The sequence below is a fragment of the Rhodococcoides kyotonense genome (assembly GCF_001645385.1).
GTDB lineage: Bacteria > Actinomycetota > Actinomycetes > Mycobacteriales > Mycobacteriaceae > Rhodococcoides > Rhodococcoides kyotonensis_B.
This window is the reverse complement of record NZ_LVHI01000039.1, coordinates 24,812-49,375: the sequence shown is the minus strand read 5'-3', so window position 1 is coordinate 49,375 and position 24,564 is coordinate 24,812. Positions and strand designations below refer to the sequence as shown.

17 protein-coding genes and 1 pseudogene are annotated in these 24,564 nt (G+C 66.0%); 3 read left to right on the top strand and 15 right to left on the bottom strand.

Going from position 1 to position 24,564, the window contains the following annotated elements:
- Position 1: 1 nt before the first annotated feature.
- From A3K89_RS22805 to A3K89_RS22770, 8 genes are all read right to left on the bottom strand, one after another.
- Positions 2-1,141 carry a metallophosphoesterase gene (locus A3K89_RS22805; RefSeq protein WP_068431202.1) on the bottom strand — a complete coding sequence of 380 codons (1,140 nt, stop codon included), beginning with the start codon at positions 1,139-1,141 and terminating at the stop codon, positions 2-4.
- Positions 1,142-1,144: 3 nt separating this feature from the next.
- Positions 1,145-2,872: a substrate-binding and VWA domain-containing protein gene (locus A3K89_RS22800; protein WP_254303642.1), complete on the bottom strand. Its 1,728-nt coding sequence runs from the start codon at positions 2,870-2,872 to the stop codon at positions 1,145-1,147.
- Between the two features lie 76 nt (positions 2,873-2,948).
- The gene (locus tag A3K89_RS22795; RefSeq protein WP_068431473.1) at positions 2,949-5,123 is read right to left on the bottom strand and encodes a malate synthase G; all 2,175 of its coding nucleotides are present in this window, start codon (positions 5,121-5,123) and stop codon (positions 2,949-2,951) included.
- A 64-nt stretch (positions 5,124-5,187) separates the two neighbouring features.
- Entirely contained in the window at positions 5,188-6,057 is an 870-nt protein-coding gene (locus A3K89_RS22790) for a 3-methyladenine DNA glycosylase (protein WP_174551497.1), read from the bottom strand.
- A gap of 41 nt (positions 6,058-6,098) precedes the next feature.
- A complete protein-coding gene (locus A3K89_RS22785; RefSeq protein ID WP_068431197.1) occupies positions 6,099-7,208 on the bottom strand; it encodes a hemolysin family protein in 1,110 nt (369 codons plus the stop codon).
- Complete coding sequence (locus A3K89_RS22780; protein WP_068431194.1) at positions 7,201-8,583, bottom strand: hemolysin family protein; 1,383 nt, start codon at positions 8,581-8,583, stop codon at positions 7,201-7,203. Before A3K89_RS22780 ends, A3K89_RS22785 begins: the two co-directional genes overlap by 8 nt.
- A 355-nt stretch (positions 8,584-8,938) precedes the next feature.
- Positions 8,939-10,375 carry a GuaB1 family IMP dehydrogenase-related protein gene (locus tag A3K89_RS22775; RefSeq protein WP_068431191.1) on the bottom strand — a complete coding sequence of 479 codons (1,437 nt, stop codon included), beginning with the start codon at positions 10,373-10,375 and terminating at the stop codon, positions 8,939-8,941.
- An 18-nt stretch (positions 10,376-10,393) separates the two neighbouring features.
- Positions 10,394-11,251 carry a DMT family transporter gene (locus A3K89_RS22770; protein ID WP_068431471.1) on the bottom strand — a complete coding sequence of 286 codons (858 nt, stop codon included), beginning with the start codon at positions 11,249-11,251 and terminating at the stop codon, positions 10,394-10,396.
- A gap of 165 nt (positions 11,252-11,416) precedes the next feature.
- Between A3K89_RS22770 and A3K89_RS22765 the strand changes: the two genes are divergently transcribed.
- Positions 11,417-11,923, top strand: coding sequence for a DUF4262 domain-containing protein (locus A3K89_RS22765; RefSeq protein WP_254303641.1), 507 nt, complete (start codon positions 11,417-11,419; stop codon positions 11,921-11,923).
- 67 nt (positions 11,924-11,990) lie between these two features.
- Here A3K89_RS22765 and gndA read toward each other — a convergent pair whose 3' ends face one another.
- The 4 genes and pseudogenes from gndA to A3K89_RS22745 form a co-directional block, all read right to left on the bottom strand.
- Entirely contained in the window at positions 11,991-13,442 is a 1,452-nt protein-coding gene (gene gndA, locus A3K89_RS22760; RefSeq protein WP_068431186.1) for an NADP-dependent phosphogluconate dehydrogenase, read from the bottom strand.
- A gap of 167 nt (positions 13,443-13,609) precedes the next feature.
- A pseudogene (locus A3K89_RS22755) lies at positions 13,610-15,294 on the bottom strand (DEAD/DEAH box helicase).
- Positions 15,295-15,550: 256 nt separating this feature from the next.
- A complete protein-coding gene (locus tag A3K89_RS22750; RefSeq protein ID WP_068431184.1) occupies positions 15,551-16,513 on the bottom strand; it encodes a M56 family metallopeptidase in 963 nt (320 codons plus the stop codon).
- A 24-nt stretch (positions 16,514-16,537) separates the two neighbouring features.
- Complete coding sequence (locus tag A3K89_RS22745; protein WP_068431181.1) at positions 16,538-16,954, bottom strand: BlaI/MecI/CopY family transcriptional regulator; 417 nt, start codon at positions 16,952-16,954, stop codon at positions 16,538-16,540.
- Positions 16,955-17,134: 180 nt separating this feature from the next.
- On the opposite strand from A3K89_RS22745, the gene A3K89_RS22740 reads away from it, so the two are divergent.
- Positions 17,135-18,436, top strand: a complete 1,302-nt coding sequence (locus A3K89_RS22740; RefSeq protein ID WP_068431178.1) for an alpha/beta hydrolase — start codon at positions 17,135-17,137, stop codon at positions 18,434-18,436.
- Between the two features lie 83 nt (positions 18,437-18,519).
- Complete coding sequence (locus A3K89_RS22735; RefSeq protein WP_254303653.1) at positions 18,520-21,045, top strand: bifunctional lysylphosphatidylglycerol flippase/synthetase MprF; 2,526 nt, start codon at positions 18,520-18,522, stop codon at positions 21,043-21,045.
- Here the strand turns inward: A3K89_RS22735 and A3K89_RS22730 are convergent.
- The 3 genes from A3K89_RS22730 to A3K89_RS22720 are packed head-to-tail and all read right to left on the bottom strand — an operon-like array spanning position 21,042 to position 24,468.
- Positions 21,042-21,893, bottom strand: a complete 852-nt coding sequence (locus tag A3K89_RS22730; RefSeq protein ID WP_068431172.1) for an ABC transporter ATP-binding protein — start codon at positions 21,891-21,893, stop codon at positions 21,042-21,044. The genes A3K89_RS22735 and A3K89_RS22730 overlap by 4 nt on opposite strands.
- Positions 21,890-22,996, bottom strand: a complete 1,107-nt coding sequence (locus A3K89_RS22725) for a FecCD family ABC transporter permease (RefSeq protein WP_084424014.1) — start codon at positions 22,994-22,996, stop codon at positions 21,890-21,892. Before A3K89_RS22725 ends, A3K89_RS22730 begins: the two co-directional genes overlap by 4 nt.
- Complete coding sequence (locus A3K89_RS22720) at positions 22,993-24,468, bottom strand: iron chelate uptake ABC transporter family permease subunit (RefSeq protein ID WP_084424012.1); 1,476 nt, start codon at positions 24,466-24,468, stop codon at positions 22,993-22,995. Before A3K89_RS22720 ends, A3K89_RS22725 begins: the two co-directional genes overlap by 4 nt.
- Between the last annotated feature and the right edge of the window lie 96 nt (positions 24,469-24,564).

The window sequence follows — 24,564 nt, the reverse complement described above, 5'->3', positions numbered from 1 at the left end:
GTCAGGACGACACGAGTCGCAGCATCGCGATCTCCGGCGGTGCTGCGACTCGCACCGGAGGACCCCATGCGCCCGCACCCCTCGTGGTGTACAGCGTCGTGTTTCCGATTCGATCGAGGCCCTCGACGCTCGGCTGCTGCAGCGGCACGAGGTACCGCAACGGCCAGATCTGCCCGGCATGCGTGTGGCCCGACACCTGCATGTCGACTCCCATCTCCGACGCTTCCTCCGCCTGCAGCGGCTGATGCGCGAGCAGCAGCGAAAATCGTTCGGGGTCACGACCTTCGAGAGCGGCTGCGAGATCGGGCTCGTACGGTGCAGGTGCGGTCGCGTCGTTGATTCCGACGATGTCGATGTCCTGGCCTCCGCGGCTGACGGTGGCCCGCTCGTTGCGCAGCACCGTCACCCCGAGCGACGACCACAGATCGAGCCACTTGCCGCCGTCGTCGGCGTAGAACTCGTGGTTCCCGCTCACTCCGAACACGCCGAGCGGCGCCGACAGTTGCCGCAGTGGTTCCAGATCCGAACCGACGAGTTCGACGGTGCCGTCGATGAGGTCACCGTCGAGCACGACGACGTCCGGCGCTTGCGCATTGACGTCGTCGACGATCTTCTGCACGAAGTCCCGGCCGCGCGACGGGCCTGCGTGCACGTCGGACACCAATGCTATTCGGAGACCGGCGAACTCATCGGGTAGGCGGTCCAGCGCGATCGTGGTGTCGGTGATGCGGGGATGTGCGGCCTCGACGAGGCCGTACCCGACGGCAGCGACGGACGCCGCCGCGACCACTGCGGAACCCACGCGTGTCACCCGCCGACGGGTAGCAACGGAGTCGCGGCCGCGTGCGGCCGCCGCGATGCGGATCGCGAAGGTCGCCAGACCGACGAGCAGGGTACCCAGTACGAGGTAGAGCACCACGGCGAGCCAGCTGAGACCGACGAACGCCGGAATGCGTGCCCATGCGGGGTCGAACAGTTCACCGGAACCGATTCCGATCAGGGCAAGGGCCCACATGACGACCAGTACGACGTCGACGACGAGGGAGTAGGGGCGAGGCAGTCGAGTTGCTCTGACGTAACGCAGATGCAGCACAAGTGCGACGAGCGCGAGGAACGTGCCGAACACGAGCAGGCGTGTCATGTTTCAGTACAGCAACTTTCGGAGAAGGTCGAGGAGTTCGGGCCCGTCCGACGAACCGATGGTGGTTGTCGAACCCCCGGTCGTGTCGGACATGGACTGCAACGTGCGAATGTCGGAATTGGTTCCGATGGACACTACATCGATGGCCACCGGCTTGTCGGGCTCGGCGAGGTCGGACAGCATGCGCAGGAATCGATCCGACGATATCGACGCGTCGTCGTTCGGTCCGTCGGTGACGAGAACGACGCTGTTCGGCCGGCCCGGCACGTAGTTGTCCACGGCGTCGACATAGGCGGCCACGACGGATTCGTAGGTCGACGTCGACGTCTCGGGACGCAGCGCGCTCGCCGCCGAAACAAGAGCATCGCGTCGCGTTCCCGACGCGATCTGCTCGTCGAGGGGGCCGGTGGGCACCGCTGTCCGGAACGCCCGCTGACCGTCGAGATTCGCGCTGTAGACCCACAATCCGAGATCGGACGCGCCGACGACGGACTCGAACTGCTGGTTCAGCGCGTCGACCGTGTTCTGCAAGCGCGTCCTGGCACCTTCGGTCGTGTCCATCGAACCGGACACGTCGAGCAACACCGTCGCGCGACGGGGCGTCGCAGGGTCCTGAACCGCGTCGATCAACGCCTGCCGCGTGTCCGACGCGGTCGCAGCAGCATCGGCTCCGGTGTCTCCGACGTCGAAACCGGCGTCGGAGAAGACCGTGGCGTTGGCGGGCTGCCGTACGAACTCGACGAACTGAGCGGCTGCCCGGTCGAGCGTGTCGGTCGAGAAGCGGCTTCCGAGAATCGCAGCGGGATGGTCCGCGACGGGCGTCGCACCGACGGGCGCGTACGTGGACAGTCCTGTCTGGGCGGACGCGCGCAGCTGCTGCGCGGTGACGGGAACCGTGTGCACATCCGAGTTCGGGGAGGGATCGGCGCTGATCCGTGCGAGGACCGCATCGGTCGAGTCGACGGAGACGGCGCTCTGTCCTCGATCGGTGGTCGCAAGCGCCGACATGGCCGACACGACGGCCCCGCTGCGTGCCTGTTCCAACGACAGCGATCCAGTCGGTGATTCGACCGTCGTGGCTGCCACCGCGGCCAATGCAGGGGAGGTCGACGCCGCATCGGGCCCGGTAGGCAACTGCAGGCGGAGTCCACCCCAGCCGGGTAGCCCCAGTGCGTCGAGCCCGTCCGACGCGCGTTGCAGGCGAGGCAGATCCGCCCATCCGACGCTGCCGGCGGACAACGCGGACGTGACAGCGTCCGGGCCTGCGAGCACGATCGGAGAACGGGCGACCGATCGGGGCGTGCCGTCGATCGTTCCGGCGGGAACCCCCTGCAGAGCGTCGGACGAGCGCGGAATCCACAGTGCGGGAACAGCGCCGAGAGCGGCAGGGTCCCAGTTGTCCGGGCCGGCTGCGACGGCACTGGCCATCGCAGCCGTGGGCGTCGTCGCGACGTCGACTGTGACGCAGTGGTCGCGCACGATCGGGTTGGTGGCGTCGAAACGCGCGGCCAATTCGGTGACCATGGGCGAGATGTCCGGATCGACGGTCACCGGCAACGTCAACGGACCCTCGACGCACGTACTCGCCGCCTGCACGCCCTGGTCCGCGATTCGGTCTCGCAATTGAAACCATCCGAACACGGCGAGCACCACCACGATGATGATGCCCGCCGCGATCACCGGTCCCTTGCTGATACCCCGGGAGCCCCCCGACGTGCGATGTTCACCCACGTGGAAAGACTACAAGCGCTGTGCGACAGCAGAGCTTGCGGACCGACCCATGGGGTCCGGGATATCGCGTCGGCTCCTACTTGGCGGCCGCCTTGTACTCGCGGCGGCGGCGGTGCAGGATCGGCTCGGTGTAGCCGTTGGGCTGGCCGGCGCCCTGGAAGATCAGGTCGCTGGCTGCTTGGAAGGCAATGTTCGAGTCGAAGTCCGGTGCCAGGTTCTTGTATGCCGGGTCTCCTGCGTTCTGGCGATCGACGACCGGTGCCATGCGCTGCAGCGATTCACGGACCTGGTCCTCGGTGACGATGCCGTGCCGAATCCAGTTCGCGAGGAACTGGCTCGAAATACGCAGCGTTGCACGGTCTTCCATCAACGCGATGTCGTTGATGTCGGGCACCTTCGAGCAGCCGACGCCGTGGTCGATCCACCGCACCACGTAGCCGAGGATGGACTGCGCGTTGTTGTCGAGTTCGCGCTGCTTCTGCTCGTCCGACCAGTCGGTGGCCGGTGCCAACGGGATCTCGAGGATCTCGTCGACGGTGGCCCGCTTGGCTTTCGCGATCTCTTCCTGCCGGGCGAAGACGTCGACCTTGTGGTAGTGCAGGGCGTGCAGCGTCGCGGCGGTCGGCGACGGCACCCAGGCGGTGTTCGCTCCGGCCTTGGGGTGGCCGATCTTCTGCTCGAGCATGTCGTGCATCAGATCGGGCATGGCCCACATGCCTTTTCCGATCTGCGCCTTACCTTCGAGGCCCGCGGCGAGTCCGGTGTCGACATTGAAGTCCTCGTAGGCCTTGATCCAGGTCTGTGCCTTCATCTCGCCCTTGGGGACGACCGGACCGGCCTCCATCGAGGTGTGGATTTCGTCGCCGGTGCGGTCGAGGAAGCCGGTGTTGATGAACACCACGCGTTCCTTCGCGGCCTCGATCGCGGCCTTGAGGTTGACCGTCGTACGACGCTCTTCGTCCATGATGCCGACCTTGAGCGTGTTCTCCGGCAGGCCGAGGACCTGCTCGACGCGCCCGAACAGCTCGACGGTGAACGCGACCTCGTCGGGGCCGTGCATCTTCGGCTTCACGATGTACAGCGAGCCCGTGCGCGAGTTCTTCAGCACGTTGTCCTCGGTCAGCGAGTGCAGACCGGCAAGCGAGGTGAAGAGAGCGTCGAGGATGCCTTCGGGGACCTCGTTGCCGTCGGCGTCCAGAATGGCATCGGAGGTCATCAGGTGACCGACGTTGCGCACGAACAGCAGCGAACGTCCGTGCAGCGTCAGTTCGCTTCCGTCGATCGCGGTGTAGACGCGGTCCTCGTTCAGGGTGCGGGTGAAGGTCTTGCCGCCCTTGGTGACTTCCTCGGCGAGGTCACCGCGCATCAGTCCGAGCCAGTTGCGGTAGCCGAGCACCTTGTCGTCGGCGTCGACCGCGGCGACGGAGTCCTCGAAGTCCATGATCGTGGTGACCGCGGACTCGAGCAGCACGTCCTTGACACCCGCGGCATCGGTCTTGCCGATCGGGCTGTCGGCGTCGATCTGGATCTCGAGGTGCAAACCGTTGTGGCGCAGCAGGATTGCCGACGGCACATCCGGGGCGCCCTGGTAGCCGAGGAGCTGCGACGGATCCGCCAGACCGACGGTCGAGCCGTCGGCGAGCGTGACCGACAGAGACGCGGCATCCACGACGTACTTGGTCGTGCCGACATGGCTACCGGACGACAGAGGCGCTGCCTCGTCGAGGAACTCGCGGGCGAACGCGATGACCTTGTCGCCGCGCACCTTGTTGTAGCCGGTGCCCTTCTCGGCGCCGCCCTCTTCGGAGATGGCGTCGGTGCCGTACAGCGCGTCGTACAACGATCCCCAGCGGGCGTTCGATGCGTTGATCGCGAAGCGTGCGTTCAGGACCGGAACAACGAGCTGCGGGCCCGCGGTCGAGGTGATCTCGGTGTCGACGCCCGCGGTGGTGATGTGGAAGTCGGCCGGCTCGTCGGTCAGGTAGCCGATGTCCTTCAGGAACGTCTTGTAGGCGGCGCGGTCGTAGTTCGGTCCCGCATGTTCACCGTGCCAGGCGTCGACCTTGCCCTGGATCTCGTCACGGACGGCGAGCAGCGCCTTGTTCTTCGGGGACAGGTCGGTGATGACGGCTTCCGCGCCCGCCCAGAACTTGTCTGCGTCGACGCCGGTACCCGGAAGTGCCTCGTTCTGGACGAAGTCGTACAGCACCTCGGCAACCTGCAGTCCGCCAACAGTTTTGCGATCGGTCATGAATCCCTCGCTCTTTCCGGTCACGGGCGACTCCATGGCCGCCCCAACGACATCGTGGACGATGTTACTCGGCAGTAGGTCGGGCGGGATCGCCGCCGCTCACGAGTAGGTTCTCACACCGTGTGATCAAGGCGTGTCGGAGAGGGGTTGCCCTGGCCGTCAGGGCGGCTTGCGCGCGCACATATTCGGACCGACCACCGGGTGTCTCGATGGCGATCGGAGCCAGGCCGTAATCCGACAGGTCGTACGGACTCGCCCGCATGTCGACAGTGCGTGCGGCAAGGGCCAATTCGAAGCAGTCGGTGACGAGATCGGAATCGATCAAGGGTGCGAGTTTGTAGCTCCACTTGTACAGGTCCATGCTCGCGTGGACGCACCCCGGTTGCTCCGTCTCGACCCGGCTCGACGGCGCGAGCTGCAACAGATTACGGGGTACGGCGTCGTCGGTGAAGAAGCGGAAAGCGTCGTAGTGCGTGCACCGAATCGTCATCGAATCGACTACGGCATCGGTGCCGTCGTGGCCCAGCCGAAGCGGCACCGAACCGTGTCGAAGCGCCTCGTGCCCGCCGCGGTAGACCATGGCCCACTCGTGCAGTCCGAAGCAGCCGTGGTGGGGCGGTCGCGCTGCGGTCGCCCGGAGAAGACCCAGGGTGAATTCGATGGCGGACCGACGAGAGTCCAGCACCGACTCACGGACTCGCATCCCTCCGTCGGGACCGTCGTGTCGCTCGTACGACGCGAAGCCGGCGTAGTCACGCGCGACGTCGCCCGCGAGCACGACACCGTAGCCGGGGTTCCAACGACGGAGATGTCCAGGCTTGAAGCTGTAGTAGGTGAACAGGAAGTCCAGGACCGGGTGCGTCGCGCCCCGAGCTCGCTCCGCGAGATATTCGCCCACCAGCCGATCCACGCGGTCCACGTGAGCGGCCCGCATCGCCGTCCATTCCTGTTCCGGCAGAACCGAACGTGTGGCGATCAGGACGAATCACTCCCACGCGCCGGATGCCCGGGCATCGGGTCGGCGACCCGGTGGGTACCGTCGCGCACCGTACCGACGAACTCCTCGACGAGGTCTTCGAGAGCGACGATCCCGACCGTGGCTCCTGTGGCGTCCCGAACTGCCCCGAGGTGACTGCTCATCCGACGCAGCCGCGTCAGTGCGTCGTCGATCGTCGTCTCGGACGCGATGACGGGTAGGCGTCGGACCTGCGCACGGGGTATCTCGGTGTCCGGTCCTGCGGTGTCGTCGAGCATGTACTCGAGGACGTCTTTCAGGTGCAGATAGCCGGCGAGCGAACCGTCCGCTGTTTGCACCGGGTACCGCGAGAAGCCGGTGGCGACGACGGCGTCCTCCACCGAACCCAGTGTGGGTCCCGACGTCGCACTCGCCGAGCGAACGGTCCTCACCTCCGCGAACGGAATCAGAACTTCGGCCACCGTGCGTCCGGAGATGTCGAGGGCTTGTGTGAGGCGACGGTGTTCCTCCTCGTCGATCAGGCCCTCGGATCGAGACTCGCCGATCATCTGAGACAACTCGTCGGCCGACACCGACGACTCCAGTTCGTCCTTCGGTTCGATACGCACAGCACGCAGCGTGAGGTTGGCGCACAGGTTGTAGAACGAGATCAGCGGCTTGGCGACCTTGATGAACATCAGATGCACCGGAACGAGCAGCATCGCCGTGCGCTCCGGGCCCGCGATGGCAATGTTCTTCGGAACCATCTCGCCGATCAGAATGTGCAGCACGACGACCAGAGCGAGCGAGATCGTGAACGCGATCGGGTGCAGCAGTGCTTCCGGGACGCCGAGCAGATCCATCGGCTTCTCGAACAGGTGCGCGACGGCAGGTTCACCGACGCGCCCGAGCAGAATGGAACAGATCGTGATGCCCAGCTGCGCTGCAGCGAGCATGAGGGACAGATTCTGGCCGGCCTCTATCACCGACTTCGCACGTTTCTTGCCCTGTGCGAGCTGTGATTCCAGCCGGTCGCGTCGTGCCGAGATCAACGAGAACTCGGCGCCCACGAAGAATGCGTTGCCGCCGAGCAGTAGAACCGCCAGCAGAACGGCGAGTACGTCACCCACGGGCGTTCTCCTCCGCGCTGATCTGTGCCACCGTTTCGGCGGCTACGGGCTGGAGCATGATTCTGTCGATTCGTCGACCGTCCATGCGGGTGACTCGAGCGACCCAACCGCCGTTGGAGTCCGCCGGATCGTCGGACGCCAAGCGGGGGAGCACCACCTTGTCGCCTGCGGTCGGAATTCTGCCCAGTTCGGACAGAACCAGGCCGCCGATGGTCTCGTACTCGCCTTCGGGCGCCTGATACCCGGTCGCGGCGGCGACCTCGTCGATCCGAAGCAGGCCGGAGCAGAGCCAGCCGTCGCCGAATCTCTGCACGTCGATTTCCGGTTCGTCGTGCTCGTCGTGCACGTCTCCGAGGATCTCCTCGATGAGGTCCTCCATGGTCACCATTCCTGCGGTGCCGCCGTACTCGTCGACGACGAGTGCGACCTGCATTCCGTCCGCCCGCACCCGTTCCATGACCGAGTCGCCGTCCAGGCTGGACGGAACGACGGGCACATCCTGGGCGAGCGTGTCGAGGAGGGTCTCGCGTCGCCGCCCCGCGGGCACGGCGAACGCATGTTTCAGGTGGACGACACCCACGGTGTCGTCCAGATCGCCGTCGACGACGGGAAATCGGGAGAAGCCCGTGCGCGACGCCGTCTCGATCAAGTCGGACGCGGTGTCGGACACCGACAGCGATTCGACTTTCACCCGGGGCGTCATCAGTTCCTCGGCGGTGCGCTCGCCGAACTGCAGAGATCTGCCGACGAGACGGGCAGTGCTCTCGTCGAGTGAACCGTGCTGGGCCGACGTCCGCACCAGCGAGCTCAACTCACGTGGTGAGCGGGCGGATCGAAGTTCCTCGGCCGGCTCGACGCCGAGTCTGCGTACGAGCCAGTTGGCCGAGCCGTTCAGGCCGTTGATGGCCCACCGGAAGACGGCCGAGAACCCGGACATCAATCCGGCCGTGGCACGCGCGGTTGCCATGGGTTCGGCGATGGCGATGTTCTTGGGCACGAGCTCGCCGAAGATCATGGAGAACGACGTCGCGACGATCAGAGCGACCGCGAGGGACAGACCCGACGCCAGGGATTCCGACGCCCCGAGCGCCGTGGCGACGGGCACGAAGAAGCGGGCCAAGACCGGTTCGGCGAGGTAGCCGGTGATGAGGGTTGTGATGGTGATGCCGAGTTGCGCGCCGGACAACTGGAACGACAGTGTTCGGTGCGCGCGCTGCACCTGCCGGGAACGGATGTCACCCGATGCGGCAGCAGCCGAATCGACTGCGCTCTTCTCGAGCGCCGTCAGCGAGAACTCGGCTGCGACGAAGAGGGCAGTGCCTGCGGTCAGTGCGACGAATCCGACGAGGCTGAGGATGCTCAGGATCAAGTCCATGGCTCATCGCCGCCGTAGTTGGGACAGGCGCATGGCGCCGTGAGGTTCCGGCTGCCGCGAACGGCGAGACAGTGTCGATCGAGATGCCGGTCGAGAGGAAGTGAGATCGCCGGGTTTCTCACCCGGCTCGATAGAGGAACCCTCCGAAGTGGAGCCCTCGTCGCCCTGGTCGCTGGACGCGACGGCGGCGGTTGTGATGACGGGTGCCTCAGGCACCTTGTTCCTTTCCGTTGCTCCCTGGAACCCTGTCCACGCACGTGACGTCCGTGAACCGGGCCGAAGGATGTTCGATGAATCGCGAAGCCATCATTCTAACGTCTGGGGGCGACGACGCGCCCGTGTGCCGCGGCGGACGTCACCATCCGCTGGGCAGCGGGCGTCCCTCGGCGAAGCCTGCCGCGGACTGAACGCCCAGGACGGCGCGTTCGTGAAGTTCCGGTAGCGTTCGCGCGCCCGCGTAGGTGCACGTGCTTCGGACCCCCGAGCAGATGTGGTCGATGAGATCTTCGACGCCGGGACGATCGGGGTCCAGTCGCATCCGCGAGCTCGAAATGCCTTCTTCGAACAGACCCTTCCGTGCGCGGTCGAAGGCGCTGTCGGTTGCAGTCCTCGCCGCCACGGCACGCTTGGACGCCATGCCGAAGCTCTCCTTGTAGGCGTTGCCCGCGGAATCGAATCGCAGATCACCCGGTGACTCGTACGTCCCGGCGAACCACGAGCCGATCATCACGTTCGCCGCGCCTGCAGCGAGCGCCAGAGCGACGTCACGCGGGTGGCGCACACCGCCGTCGGCCCAGACCGATGCACCGAATTCCGCCGCGGCGGCGGAACATTCAGCGACGGCGGAGAACTGAGGCCGACCCACACCGGTCATCATGCGAGTCGTGCACATCGCGCCTGGGCCGACGCCGACCTTGACGATGTCCGCGCCTGCTTGCACGAGATCGCGGGTACCCGCTGCCGAGACCACGTTTCCGGCGGCGAGGGGGACCGGCAGGTCCAACGCCTTGATGGCGGACAGCGCTTCGATCATCTTCTCCTGATGTCCGTGCGCAGTGTCGACGACGAGCAGATCGGCGCCCGCCTCGACGAGTGCCTTTGCCTTCGCGGCGACGTCGCCGTTGATGCCCACCGCTGCCGCGATCCGAAGCTTGCCTGCGGCGTCGACGGCCGGTGTGTAGATACCGGTCCGGATCGCGCCCGTGCGAGTGAGGACGCCGGCGAGGGTTCCGTCCGGAGCCACGAGAACGGCCAGGCCCTCGTGTGACGCTTCGAGCGACTCGAAGACCGCCCGAGGCGTGGCGTCCGACGACACCGTCACGAAGTCGGTGACGGCAACCGAACTGAGCCGCGCGAAGCGGTCGACATCGGTGCAGGCGCCCTCGGTGACGACTCCGACAGGCTTGCCCGCCTCGACGACCACGACGGCGCCGTGTGAACGCTTGTGCATCAACGCGAGTGCATCCGACACCGACGCGTCGGGACCGAGGACGACGGGGGTGTCGGCCACCAGATCGCGGCTCTTGACGAATGCGACGGTGTCCGCCACGGCTGCGACCGGAAGATCCTGGGGAATGACCGTGATTCCACCGCGTCGCGCGACGGTTTCCGCCATACGACGACCGGCGACAGCGGTCATGTTGGAGACGACGATCGGGATGGTGGTTCCGGATCCGTCGACGGTCGAGAGGTCGACGTCGAACCGGCTCGTCACGTCGGTCCTGTTGGGCACCAGGAAGACGTCGTCGTAGGTCAAGTCGTACGGGGGCTGCTGGCCATCGAGGAACTGCACGGTGCGCCAGCGTACCGGTCAGACGGCGTCCGCGTGTGCGGCGACCTCCGCCTGCGAGCGCGACAAGGTGATCGTCGCGTAGATCATGACGGCGACGGCCGCGGCGATGACGGTCAGCTCGAAAGCATCGTGGCGCACGCGCTCGTCCAGAACCGTGATGCCGAGGAAGGCCGCTCCGAAGGGTTCGCCGATCGTGACGGCGGGGAGCGAAGCAGACAGCGGCCCGGACTGGAATGCGCGTTGCTGCAGGTAGAAGCCTGCTATGCCGCAGAAGACCAGTGCATAGGTCTGCCACGCAGTCACTGCGGTCATCGCATCGTGCTCGACCAGGTCGGTCACGAACTTCGTGAACGCGACGGCCATGCCGAACAACAGTCCACCCGCGGCGCCCAGAAGCAGCGCACGGGACCCGGGTCTTCTCGACATCGAGCCCGCAGCAATACACGCCAGGACGACGCCGAACGCGATCACCAGAGGCACGATCCATTGCGACAGCGGTGCATTCGCATGTCCCTCGGTGGGATCGCCGACGACGATGAACACCGCAAGCGCGAGAGCGAGCGAGATCGCGAGAACCCATGTCGTCCGCGTCATTCGGTAGCCGGAGAACTTGGCCGACAGCGGCAGCGCGAACAACAGCATCGACACCAGCAGTGGTTGAACCAGCAGTACGGATCCCGCCCAGAGCGCCGCGACCTGAACGGCGTACCCGCCCACGTCGCCGAGGACACCGGCCCACCACCGCGGACTGCGAACGAGCGAAGCGACCAAGGATTCGCCCTCGGGTACCGCAGCTGCAGCACTTTGTTGCGCCACCGACGCGCACGCGAAGAGAAACGCTGCGACGAGAGCGAGGACGATCGCCAGCACGGGCATCTCGCCCGTCACCTCACGTCGTCGAACGTACGAGGGTGCGTCATAGCGGAACAGTACCGCTGCGGCGGGTTTCTGTCGGTGCCTCGAGTCAACATGCGCGGCGAGAACATGTGTTCGATCGGTTGTCGAGCACCACGTCGAGAGCTTGGGGGAGCCATGTGCGCTATGTGTGAGGGCCGATCGTTTCCGGAGTACCTACGCAGTATCGAAGAACTGATCGACAAACACGGGTGGGCGTTGCAGTACGTGGAGTCCGACACCCGAGGATCGCTCGCCGACCTGCCGCACGGCAGGATCGATCCCGCGTTCTGTTACACGATCGGTTTGACCGCCCACGGTCACCCCGAGATCGTGGTGACCGGCCGGGACCCGTCGGATTCCGCTGCGATATTGAACGCGCTGGCGCGACGCGTGGTCGTCGGTGGAGATCGTCTGGGCGCCGGAATGTACGTCTCGGCAGCGGGTTTCGACTTCTATGTCGTCGACGTCGACCGTACCGACGAGTGGTTGGCAATGGCGAACGGCATGTATTCTCCAGCATCGGTACGGGCCGTCCAGGCCGTCTGGAGAGACTGCGAGGGCGTCCTGCCGTGGGAGGGTGACGCCCCGTCGACCATCGTCCAACCGGTCCTCGGTCCACCGCCGGGGTGGTACGACGCCGGCGAATGGTGACAGCGAGCCGCCGGTCACGACATCTCTGCGAGTGTCGTGACCGGCGGCTCGTCGCGGCGGTGGCTTACTAGGCCTGCACCTCGGAGCGGTCGCCGCTCCACAGTGTGTGGAACTTGCCCTCGGAATCGGTGCGCTCGTAGGTGTGCGCCCCGAAGAAGTCCCGTTGTCCCTGGGTCAGCGCCGCCGGCAGACGCTCGGCGCGAAGCGCGTCGTAGTACGCGAGCGACGACGCGAACGCAGGCACCGGAATGCCGAGCGACGCAGCCGTGATGACGACGCGGCGCCAGCTGTCGATCGCGTTCTCGATCGCCTCGCGGAAGTACGGCGCCAGGATCAGGCTGGGAAGCTCGGCATTGTCGTCGTACGCGTCCTTGATGCGGTCGAGGAAACGTGCACGGATGATGCAGCCACCGCGCCAGATCGTCGCAAGGTCACCGGGGTGGAGGTTCCAGTCGTATTCGGCACTGCCTGCGGCGATCTGGTCGAATCCCTGCGCGTACGCGACGATCTTCGATGCGTACAGCGCGCGGCTGATGTCGTGCGTGAACTGCTCGGCATCGGACGGCTTCTCGGACAACGTGCCGGACGCAAGGCCGACGGCGGCTTTCCGCTGAGTGCGCGAACCGGACAGTGCACGAGCGAAGACGGCCTCGGCGATGCCGGTAACCGGGACGCCGAGGTCGAGTGCGGCCTTGACGGTCCACCGCCCGGTGCCCTTCTGCTCTGCAGCGTCGACGATGACGTCGACGAGCGGCTGGCCCGTCTTCGCGTCGACCTGCTTCAGCACCTCCGCGGTGATTTCGACGAGGTAGCTCTCGAGGTCACCGTTGTTCCATTCGGTGAAGACGTCGGCGATCTGGGCCGGGGTGAGGTCGAGTGCGTCGCGGAACAGGTTGTACGCCTCGCCGATCAGCTGCATGTCGGCGTATTCGATGCCGTTGTGGACCATCTTCACGAAGTGGCCCGAACCGTCGGGACCGATGTGGGTGCAGCACGGGGTGCCGTCGACCTGAGCGGCGATCGACTCGAGGAGAGGGCCCAGAGCCTTGTACGACTCGGCCGGACCGCCGGGCATGATCGAGGGGCCGTTCAGCGCGCCCTCCTCGCCGCCGGAGATGCCTGCACCGACGAAGTGCAGTCCACGCTCCTTGAGGGACGCCTCACGGCGGATGGTGTCGGTGTACAGCGCGTTACCGCCGTCGATGATGATGTCGCCCTCTTCCATCGCGGACGCGAGCTCCTCGATGACGGCATCGGTGGGGTCGCCTGCCTTGACCATGATCAGGACTCGGCGTGGCTTCTGCAATGCGGCGACGAATTCCTCGATCGTCTCCGTACGGACGAACTTTCCTTCGCTTCCGTGCTCCTCGAGCAATGCGTCGGTCTTGGCGATGCTGCGGTTGTGCAGCGCGACGGTGTGTCCGTGGCGCGCGAGATTACGGGCGATGTTCGAGCCCATCACGGCGAGTCCGGTGACGCCGATCTGGGCGAGTTCTGACGAGTTCACTGCTGAGGTCATAGGTACAGCTTTTCATGCCGGGCGCGCGAACGTACGACAAGCGAAGTGGTCCCCGCTTTCGGCCGAGGATCCCATCGTTTCGCCGGTTGTCCGACGCACGGAAAGCACGATGGCTGCCACCTCGGAAGAGGTGGCAGCCATCGGACGATCAGGAATTCCGAATGGAATTACCGGGCGCGTGCAGGCCCGTCGAATCCGTCGTAGGAGCGGCGCTCGGTGCGGCTACGGAAACCACCGGCCTTCGCGTCGTCCTGGGCGTAGCTGGGCCGGGTACGAGGGTTGTCGCCTTGGTAGCCGCCGGTGCGGGGGCGGTCGCCTTGGTAGCCGCCGGTGCGGGGGCGGTCGCCTTGGTAGCCGCCGGTGCGGGGGCGGTCGCCTTGGCGGTGCGGGGGCGGTCGCCTTGGTAGCCGCCGGTGCGGGGGCGGTCGCCTTGGTAGCCGCCGGTGCGGGGGCGGTCGCCTTGGTAGCCGCCGGTGCGGGGGCGGTCGCCTTGGTAGCCGCCGGTGCGGGGGCGGTCGCCTTGGTAGCCGCCGGTGCGGGGGCGGTCGCCCTGGTAGCCGCCGGAACGAGGCCGGTCGTCACGTCGATCGCGCACACCGCTGCTGACCGCGCGCAACGGCTCGCCCGACGGCTTCTGTGCGCCGGTGATGTCGGTCAATTCGGCGGACCCCGGTGCGACGTTCACGGAGGTGGCCTTGACCCCGGCCATTCCGGTCAGACGCTGAATCTGCCGACGCTGGTTCGGCAGAACGATCGCGACGACCGTTCCCTTCTCGCCGGCGCGAGCCGTACGGCCTGCGCGGTGAAGGTAGTCCTTGTGGTCGGCCGGGGGATCGACGTGCACGACGAGATCGATGCCGTCGACGTGAATACCGCGAGCAGCGACGTCGGTGGCGACCAGAACCGGTGTGCGCCCACTCTTGAAGCGCTCGAGGACACGGGTGCGCTGGTTCTGTGCCTTACCGCCGTGCAAGGACTCCGCAGCGACGCCCACTGCGCGCAGGCGATCGGTGATGCCGTCGCATCCGAGCTTGGTACGCGCGAACATGATGGTGCGGCCACCCTCGCGAGCGCCGATCTCGGACAGCACGAGATCTTTCTGGCCACGATCGACCATCAGCATGTAGTGGTCCATGGTGCGGACGCTCGCCTTGCCGTCCTGCGTCGAGTGCTCGACGTGGTCGGGCAGGAACTGGCGAACCAGGGACTGCACCTCGCGGTCGAGCGTCGCCGAGAACAGCATCCGCTGTCCGTCGGACGGGGTCTCGGCCAGCACGGCGCGAACCTCGGGCAGGAAGCCCATGTCGGCCATTTGATCGGCCTCGTCCAGGGCCGTGATCTCGATGGCGTCCAGGACGCACGTGCCCTGGCGGAGGTGGTCGGCAAGCCGACCGGGAGTGGCGACGAAGACGTCGATGCCGCGTCGCAGCTGCTCGACCTGCTTGTTGAACGGCGTGCCACCGACAGCGGCGCGCACGTTCAGTCCGACTGCTCCGGCGTACGGAGACAGCGAGTCGACGACCTGGAATGCCAGCTCACGGGTAGGAACGAGGACCAGCGCACGGGGTCGCTTCGCAGCGGGACGATCCGTGTGCTGTGCGAGGCGCGCCAGAATCGGCAGGCCGAAGGCAAGGGTCTTACCCGAGCCGGTCTGAGCGCGACCGAGAACGTTCTTGCCGGCGATGGCGTCGGGAAGCGCCTTGGCCTGAATCGGCGACGGCACCGTGATGGAGTTGCGCGCGAGTGCGGCGACGACGGGCTCGGGGAGGCCGAGCTCGGCGAATGTGACGGTCGCGTCGTCGGCGTCCGCGGTAGGAGAAACGGATGTACTAGATGGAACAGCGTGGGTCACGCAGTTGAACCTCTCCGGATTACGGGCACGCCACGAAGCCACAGCCGTAGAAAACGCCGATCGAAGACGTGGGCACAGCCAAAACAGTGAGACGAGCCAGGGCACTGTCACCTGGCCATCGATGAGCGAACTGAAGTCGCGCAGAATGGAGCTGCTTGTGCCTTTTCGAATTTCTCGGCCGCGATGGCGACCTCGATCGAGTGTACGCGACAACTGTTCGATTCCTCGATTCGAACAGTTGTGAGCTGGCCGACTGCTAGCGGTGGCCGAGAAGCCGGCTGAGCTCCTCGAGCCACGGCATGGCGACGAAGATGGTCGGCACGACGAGAATCACCGCCGCCGCTGCGTATGCGGCGACGCTGAGCGGCATGTCGCTGCGGGGACCCGCCAGCCTCTGCACTCGAATCAAGGTGCTCGGTCCACCCGCGGCCAGCGCGCCTCGGGGAGCCGTCGAACCTGCACACGTCACCAACGCGCGGGCGAGGGGAGTCGGACCGGTCACCTTGACCGCCGAATCGTCGGCGAGCAGTTCGACCAGCAGTTGGACGCTGCCCAGAGCCGACTTGCTACGGACGATGCGGGGAAACGCTTCGTTGACCGCGGTGAACGCTTCGAGGACCAGGTCGTGACGCGACCTCAGATGGGAGCGTTCGTGAGAGAGGATGGCCTTGACCTCGGAACGAGAAAGATTGGTCAGAACGCCTTCGCTCAGTACGACTCGCTGCCTCAGGCCCGGCAGGCAGTACGCGATGGGTTCGACCGCGTCGAGCACTCGAACATCCGCGTCTCGGACTCCGGGGAACGGCCGACCGTCGTCGCTGCTGCGGTCGAGCAGGTCGACCAGAACGCGGTGCCGCGCGCGACGGCGACGAGTACGCACGGCGACCTGGACCACGGAGAAGATCAGTTTCGCGCCGATACCCAAGGTGATCGCGAGAACGACGACGTACAGAAGCCACAGCGGCAGGCCGAGGGCATCGATTTCGTCGGTCGGCGCCGTCGTCGGGCGGCCGTCGGGGCCAGGAACGAGCAGTAGCCCTCCGATGGCAAGGCCGGAGGAGAACGCGGAGAACACTGCGGCGATGGCGATCGCCTGCCACAGCACGAGGGCTGCACGAGGAGCTCGATACGGCCACGTAGCCCTGCTCAGGACGGCGGGAACCGGCCCGGCAAGAAGCAGAGCAAGTAGTGCGAAGACCAGAGCTGTGGTGGAGTTCATTTCCTCACTAACCGAGGGCTGGGGTCAGTCCGATTGTCGTCCGGCTTCGGCCGAGCCGGCACGTCCACCCGATTGTGCCACCTCGAGCGCGGCGAGAGCGTCACGGAGAGCTGCGGCTTCGTCGGCACCCACCTGTCCGACGAAGTGAACGAGTGCTGCTGCACGGCCTCCGGACTCGGGAGCCTGCGCGAGCGCATCCACCATGAGACTTGCCACCAGCTCGTCTCGCCCGTGCAACGGGGCGTAACGGTGCGCGCGGTCGTCACGTTGCTGCTTCACCAACTGCTTCTTCGCGAGACGCTGCAGAACCGTCATGACGGTCGTGTAGGCCAACTCACGGTGTGCAGCAAGTGCTTCGTGCACCTGCCGAACAGTCTGTGGCTCCGCGGAGTCCCACAGATGATCCATCACTGCGCGTTCGAGTTCCCCTAGACCTGCCATTCGTCCAAGTTTACGGGTAGTCCGACAGGAATGCGTACTACTGGTGGTAGTAAGCGCCGCCACTGCGTGTGTGATGTGTCATAGTCCATTGCACACGCGCCTGTGCGGCTTCGGGGGCCCGGTGGTGAATGCGCTTATTCTGCAGAAGCATCTCGACGACGAGACAACTGGAGGCACCGCGTGAACTGGTTCGTCTCTCTGTCGCTCGTCAGTGACGCCACGACGACGGTCCTGTCCGTTCTCGGTGCCCTCGGAGGCGTTTGGCTTGTCGTGTCGAAGCGGCGTTGGTATGTGCTGCGGGCGCTGCCGATCGGCGCGACCGCGGCATTCGTGATCGGTGTGGTGCTCTATTACGTCGTCGAGAAGGTGTGGCGTCCGTTCCCCGACCCCATCGAAACGGAGATCTACGTCTGGATCGGCATCGGGCTCGCCGCGGTGCTGCTGGTCGTACCGCGCACCATCGCTGCCCGGGGAGTGCTGGCGAAGGCGGCATCGGTGATCGCGGCCGTTCTCGTCGTGCTGGCCGCGTCCGCCCACGTCAACCTCGTGTTCTCCGCGTATCCGACGGTCGGGACGCTGTTCGGGGTCGAGGACGTCGACAGGATCTCGATCGCCGACATACCGGGGCCGCAGGAGCAGGTCGTCAGCGGCAATCCGACGTCCGACGCATGGCAGCCGCCGTCGTCGATGCCGTCGGCCGGCAAGTTGACGTCGGTCACCATTCCTCCGACGGCGTCGTCTTTCTCGGCGAGGCCGGCCGAGATCTATCTGCCGCCGTCGTACTTCGCGAATCCACGTCCCCTACTGCCGGTCCTCGTTCTCCTCGCCGGACAGCCGGGTGAGCCGGACGACTGGCTGAAGGGCGGCAAGCTGGCCGAGACCATGGACGCGTTCGCGCGGGACCACGGCGGTCTCGCGCCGGTCGTGGTCGTGGCCGACGCGACAGGGTCGACGCTCGCCAATCCGTTGTGCGTCGACTCGCCTCTCGGCAACGTCGCGACGTACCTCTCTCAGGACGTGCCCGCGTGGATCAAGCAGAACTTGCAGGTGTCGACCGATCCCCGGAGCTGGATCATCGGTGGCCTGTCGTACGGCGGTACCTGCTCGATACAGATGGCGACGAATCATCCCGACGTCTATCCGACGTTCCTCGATCTGTCGGGCCAGCTCGAGCCGACCCTGGGTGACCGGACCCGCACGGTCGACGAAGCCTTCGGCGGGAACGATGCGGCGTTCGTCGCGGTCAACCCGCTCGATCTGCTGAAGTCCGAGCAGTTTCCGAACTCGGGTGGAGCATTCGTCGTCGGCGCTGACGACAACGACTACAAGCCTGGCCAGCAAACGATGTATCAAGCGGCGAAGGCTGCTGGAATGGACGTGCGCTACGACGAGGTTCCCGGGGGCCACAGTTTCGCCGTGTGGTCGCAGGGACTGGAACTCGAGCTGCCCTGGCTGATGAAGAGAGTGGGGTTGATCTCGTGAACGAAGCCGTCGAGGACACCACGGACGACGTGGTCTCCGAGCCGAGTTGGCTGGAACTACGCCGCATTCGTGTGGCCGCCGGTCTGAGAAACACCGGCCGTCAGCTCGTACGGCTGCGCTCGCTGATCGTGTACGGCGCCAAAGGGGCTCCGGTCAGTTTCGGTGCTCTCGCCGTCATCCTCGCGCTCGGCATCATCGGTGTGGCGGTCGGCGGAAACACTCTGCACCGTGACTTCGCGACCGGCATCATGGCGTTCCAGGATTTCCGCGTGTGGACTGTCCTGACGGCCGGTCTCTTCGCGCCGAACGTTCTCGGCTACATCGTCGTCGTGGTGGCCGTCGTCGTCGCGGCGGCACCGATCGAGCGACGCATGGGGTCGGGCAAGTTCGCGCTTGCGGCCGTCGTGACCCAGGTGCTCGGTGCGTTGCTCGGACTCGGGCTCGCGGCGCTGGCCAAGATGTTCGACGCGGACTGGGGTTTTCGTCTGCACGTGGGAACCGCCATCGGGCCCACCACCTGGATCGTCGGTGTCGTCATGGTGGCGAGCGCCCGCATGGACACGTTGTGGCGCCGACGCATTCGCGTCGGGCTTCTTGCGCTTCTCATCACGTCGGCGCTCTTCAGTGGCCACCTTCAGGACGTCATTCGGCTGGCTGCGGCGATCGTCGGGCTGATGCTCGGGCCGGCGTTCGTGGGCCGATCCGCACGCGGTTCGCGGCTTGCAGGCACTCAGCGCGAAGGCCGCGTGTTGGTGGCGCTCGTGGTCGCGGCGAGTGCACTCGGCCCTGTGCTCGCCGCGCTGAGCCCCGATGCGGTCGGCCCCTTTGCAGTTCTGCGTGAGGTCGTACGCGGCGTGCCGTACACCGCCGCCGAGGTACGCGAGATCTGCGCCGATTCCGCGACCGATCCCGAATGTCGAACGGGTCTTCTCGAATTGCGTCTCGGCGGTGTCGGTCCGACGATCCTGTCGTTGATGCCGTCGATCTTCTTGCTGTTTCTCGCCGACGGCCTTCGCCGGGGTCGTCGCTTGGCATGGGGGGCAACGGTCGTCGCTCAGGTCGTGCTCCTCGTGGTGTCGGTCGCCAACTTCGCCATCCGATACCTCGAGTCCGGCGACGACGAGTCCCTGTTCTACGGTCTCGAATCGCCGACGGTGTACCGCACCGTGATTCCGTTCCTCCTTCCACTCGTGGTGCTCACGATCCTGGTGGCGACCAGAAAGTTCTTCGACGTGTCGGCCCCGAAGGAAACCTATCGGCGATGGACCCTGTCGGTGATCGGCACCGGTGCGGTCCTGGCGGTCCTGTACGTCCTGGGCGGGCTCGCGGCGCGAGGTGGATTCGACAACACCCCGACTGCGCTTCGATTGCTCGCGGACTTCCCCCAGCGACTCATCCCACCCGTGTACCTCCAGTGGCTCGAACCTCGGTTCCTGCCCGAGGACATTCCGACCACGCTGCTGTTCGAATGGACCGGGGTGGTTTTCTGGGTCGCGGTATGCGTCCTGACCTTCGGAACCTTTCTGACGCCCGCCTTCGGAGCCGAGTCCGACGCGGCCGAGCGGGCACGTGAGGTGTTGACGTCGAGCTCCGGCAGCGCGCTCGCGTGGATGACGACGTGGCGAGGAAACACGTACTGGTTCTCGCCGGACGGCAGTGGCTACGTCGCGTACCGGGTCATCTCCGGTGTGGCACTGACGACGGGCGATCCGGTCGGTCCCCGAGATCGGCTGCGCGAGTACGTCGTCGGATTCGCGGAGTATGCGTCGGAGAACGGGTGGATCCCGTGTTTCTACTCGGTGACGCCTGCTGTCCGAGAGATCACGGACGGTCTCGGCTGGGGCGGGATCCAGGTCGGGGAGGAGACCATCCTCGACCTGGAGGAATTGGCGTTCACCGGCAAGCGATTCCAGGATGTGCGGACGGCTCTGAACCGTGCCAAGAAAGCCGGCGTCGATGCGGAATGGATTCGTTTTCCGGATGCTCCCCTCGCGATCACGGATCAGATCGAGGCGATCTCGGAGGAGTGGGTCGCCGACAAGGGGATGCCCGAGATGGGCTTCACTCTCGGTGGCCTCGAAGAGGTGGACGATGCGCAGGTGCGGTGTCTGATCGCGGTCGACGAGCACCGGACCGTGCACGGCGTCACGTCGTGGATGCCGGTGTACGAGAACGGCGAGATAGTCGGATGGACACTGGATTTCATGCGGAGACGGTCGGAGGGATTCCGGCCGACGATGGAATTCCTGATCGCGTCGGCGGCAATTCTGCTGAAGGAGGAAGGGGTCCGCTTCCTGAGTCTGTCCGGAGCGCCACTGGCCAAGGTCGACGACGAGAGTTCCGAGAACGGCACACCGGAAGAGCTGACGTTCTCGCGTCTGCTCGACCGGTTGCTCGACGTGCTGGGCAGGACGCTCGAACCGGTCTACGGCTTCCGGTCGTTGCTGGCGTTCAAGTCGAAGTTCCAGCCGCGGTACGAATCGATGCACATGACGTACGCCGACCCTGCGGCGCTACCGAGCATCGGTAACGCCGTCGGTCGTGCGTATCTGCCCGAGGTGTCTCTCGGTCAGGGTTATCGACTCGTGCGCACGATGATCGAGCGCTAGGCGTTCCGGCGTGTCACGGTCTTGCGAGGCCCGCCGGTCGCGCCGTACACGTGCCGCGTGCCTATCGGGACGATGAGCGGCCTGTCCGACACGGGATCCTCGATGACCGTCGCCTCGAGACCGAAGACGTCGAGCAGCAACTCTTCGGAGATGACGTCCTGCGGTCGACCGCTCTCGACGATCTTGCCCTTGGACATGACGATCAGCTGATCGCTGTAGCGCACGGCCAGATTGAGGTCGTGCAACACCATCACGACCGTGCGACCCATGTCCTCGTGCATGCGGTCGACGAGGTCGAGGACCTCGACGGAGTGCGCGAGGTCGAGGTACGTCGTCGGCTCGTCGAGGAGCAGGATGTCGGTGCCCTGCGCCAGAGCCATCGAAATCCAGGCGCGTTGCCGCTGGCCGCCGGACAGTTCGTCGACCGGTCGGTCGGCGAGGTCGCCGACGCCGGTCAGTTCGAGTGCGTTGGCGACCTCGGATTCGTCGTCGGAACTCCACTGCCTGATCCACGACTGATGCGGGTGGCGGCCGCGCGACACGAGGTCGGCGACGGTGAGTCCCTCGGGAGCGGTCGGCGCCTGGGGGAGCATTCCGAGCACCCGCGCGACGTCCTTGGTGCGCATCGACGAGATCGCCTTGCCGTCGAGGACGACGCGACCGGCCTTCGGCTTGAGCAGGCGGCCGAGGGATCGCAGCAGCGTCGACTTGCCGCACCCGTTCGGCCCGATGACGGTGGTGATGACACCGGTGTGCACTTCGAGGTCGAGATTCTCGACGATGGTTCGGTCGCCGTAGCCGAGGGTGAGGTCTTCCGCGACGAGGCGCAACGGGTCGATGGTTGTCATGCGGAGACCTTTCGATTGCTGCGGACCAGGAGGTAGAGCAGGAAGGGGCCACCCAGCGCGGACGTCACGATGCCCACGGGAAGTTCGACGGGAAGGATGGTGCGCGCGATGAGATCGCTCCCGACGACGAGCAGACCACCGAGGATGGCCGACGCGATGATCGGCGGCCCCGGAGTCCGCAGCAGCCGGAGTGCTATCTGCGGTGCCGCGAGGGCGACGAACCCGATCGGTCCTGCCGCGGCGGTGGCGATCGCCGCGAGTGCGACCGAAGCGAGCAGGAGCGTCGCCTGACCCGATTGCAAGCGGACACCGAGTGACTTGGCGTTGTCGTCGCCCAGTCGAAGCGCGCCGAGTGTGAACGTCGAGATGATCGTCAGCGTGCCGACGACCAGGACGGCCACGGCCACGGGCCACACCTTGCTCCAGTCCGCGCCGTTGAGCGAGCCGTTGAGCCACAGCTGCGCTCGCGAGACGTCGTTGATGTCGGCGCTGATCAGCAACCAGCCGATCGCGGCGACGAGCATCGCGTTGATCGCGATGCCCACGAGAATCAACCGGAAGCCCTCGACGCCCCGCTTCCACGCAAGCGCGTAGATCAACACGGCGGTGACGAGGCCACCCACCAGGGCAGCGAGGGGCAGGCCCAGCGTCGCGAGCACACCGACGAACGACCCGCCGCCGCCGAGCACGATCAATGCGACGGCAGCGGCACTTGCGCCCGACGTGATGCCGAGGATGTCCGGGCTGGCGAGAGCGTTCCGCGAGATCGACTGCGTGACAGCGCCGGACATACCGAGCGCCATACCGACGAGAAGGCCGGTGAGAGACCTCGGGAGTCGCAGGTCCATCACGATGAATCGATCGATGCGGGAGCCGCCGCCCAACAGCACGTCGACGACCTGCGCGATCGACAGAGGGAAGTCGCCGCGCCCGATGTTGATGCAGACGACGAAGAACAGTGCAACGACCAACATCAGGGTCACGACGACCATGAACGTACGACGGACCAGAGACAGAGGCCCGAAGCGGAACGCAGGCCTGGACGGAACCGTGGACGCGGGCGTATCCGACTCGGACAGCGGCGTTTCGAGGTGAGCGGTCACAGGCTTGCCAACTTCCGACGACGGACGAGAGCGATGAAGAACGGCGCGCCGAACAGTGCGAGCACGATGCCGACCTGCAGCTCGCCGGGCCTGACGACGACGCGGCCGATGACGTCGGCGATCATGAGCATCACCCCGCCCATCAATCCCGCGTAGGGCACGAGCCATCGATAGTCGGGGCCGGTGACCACACGCGCGACGTGCGGTACGACGAGACCGATGAACGCGATGGGGCCGCACGCGGCTGTGGCGGCACCGGTGAGCAGAGTGATCGCGACGATTCCGACGGTGCGCGTCAGGGCGATGTTCGTGCCGAGCGACCGAGCGACGTCGTCACCGAGGCTCATCACGTTCAGTCCAGGAGTGCTGGCCAACGCGATGAGGACGCCGATGACGAGGAAGGGGAGGACCGTCCAGAAGATGTCGAGCCCGCGGCCTGCAACGGACCCGACTGACCAGAAGCGATAGCCGTCGAGACTTGTCTGGTCGAGCAGCACGATGGCGTTCGTCATGGCCGACAGGAAGAACGCAACCCCCGCGCCTGCGAGCGCCAAGTTCAACGGGCTCGCTTTTCCGTTTCCTATCGACGACAGCCCGAACACCACGACACTTGCGATGGCGGAGCCCGCGAAGGCGAACCACAGGTACTGACTCGGAGAGTTGAAGCGGAACAGGTAGATCGCGAGGACGACGAGGAACGCGGCTCCGGCGTTCAGTCCGAGAAGTCCCGCGTCCGCCAATGGGTTTCGGGTGTGCCCCTGAATCAAGGCACCTGCGATACCGAGCGCGATTCCCACGACGAGAGCGAGCACCGTACGTGGAACTCGTAGCGTACGAACGATGATGTCGGTGTCCGTGCCGGTGGAATTCAGCAGCGCGTGGCCGATCTCGGCGAATGTGAGTGGCCTTGCCCCGATCGCGATGCTGGCGAGTATGGCGGCGGCCAGCGCCACGACGAGCACGATCAGTCCGAGAATTCGTCGCTTGCGTATTCCCGCCACCGAGTTGTCACGGGGGATGGGCTCGAATTGTTCGTCCAGCGCGGTCTTCTGGCGTACTGACTCGGTGCGTCCCCGGCCGACTCCTGCCGCGCGCAGCAGTGACCGCTTCGGACCGATCGGATCCAGGGTGTCGGCGTCGCGCACGACGAGGTCGGTCCACCGCATTCCTGTGCTCTGGCCTTCGCGACCCTCACGAAACCCCTGATTCCACACCAGAAGTCCGATGGCGACGGCAACCGAAATCGCGCCGAACACGAACCTGTCGGCTTCACCGCCGCCGTTGTCGTCCCGAAGCGAGTCGACGATGGACCACCCGATGCCCAGTGGAAGCAGCACGATCGCGAGATCGACGACGGTCGCAGCGATTCTGGGACCCCACGGCGCAGGTCCGCGGGGGATGTCCTCGGTGGCGAAGTCGTCGTCGGGCGTCGGGTGAGGTGCTCCCGGACCGAGCAGGGGGGCCGTAGTCACTGTCGTTCCTGATTCCTCACTGTGTTCGAAGGTCCACGCAGTTAGGTTACGGAACCCTCTGCTTCAGCGTGCGTCCAGGTAAGGCTAGCCAACGCA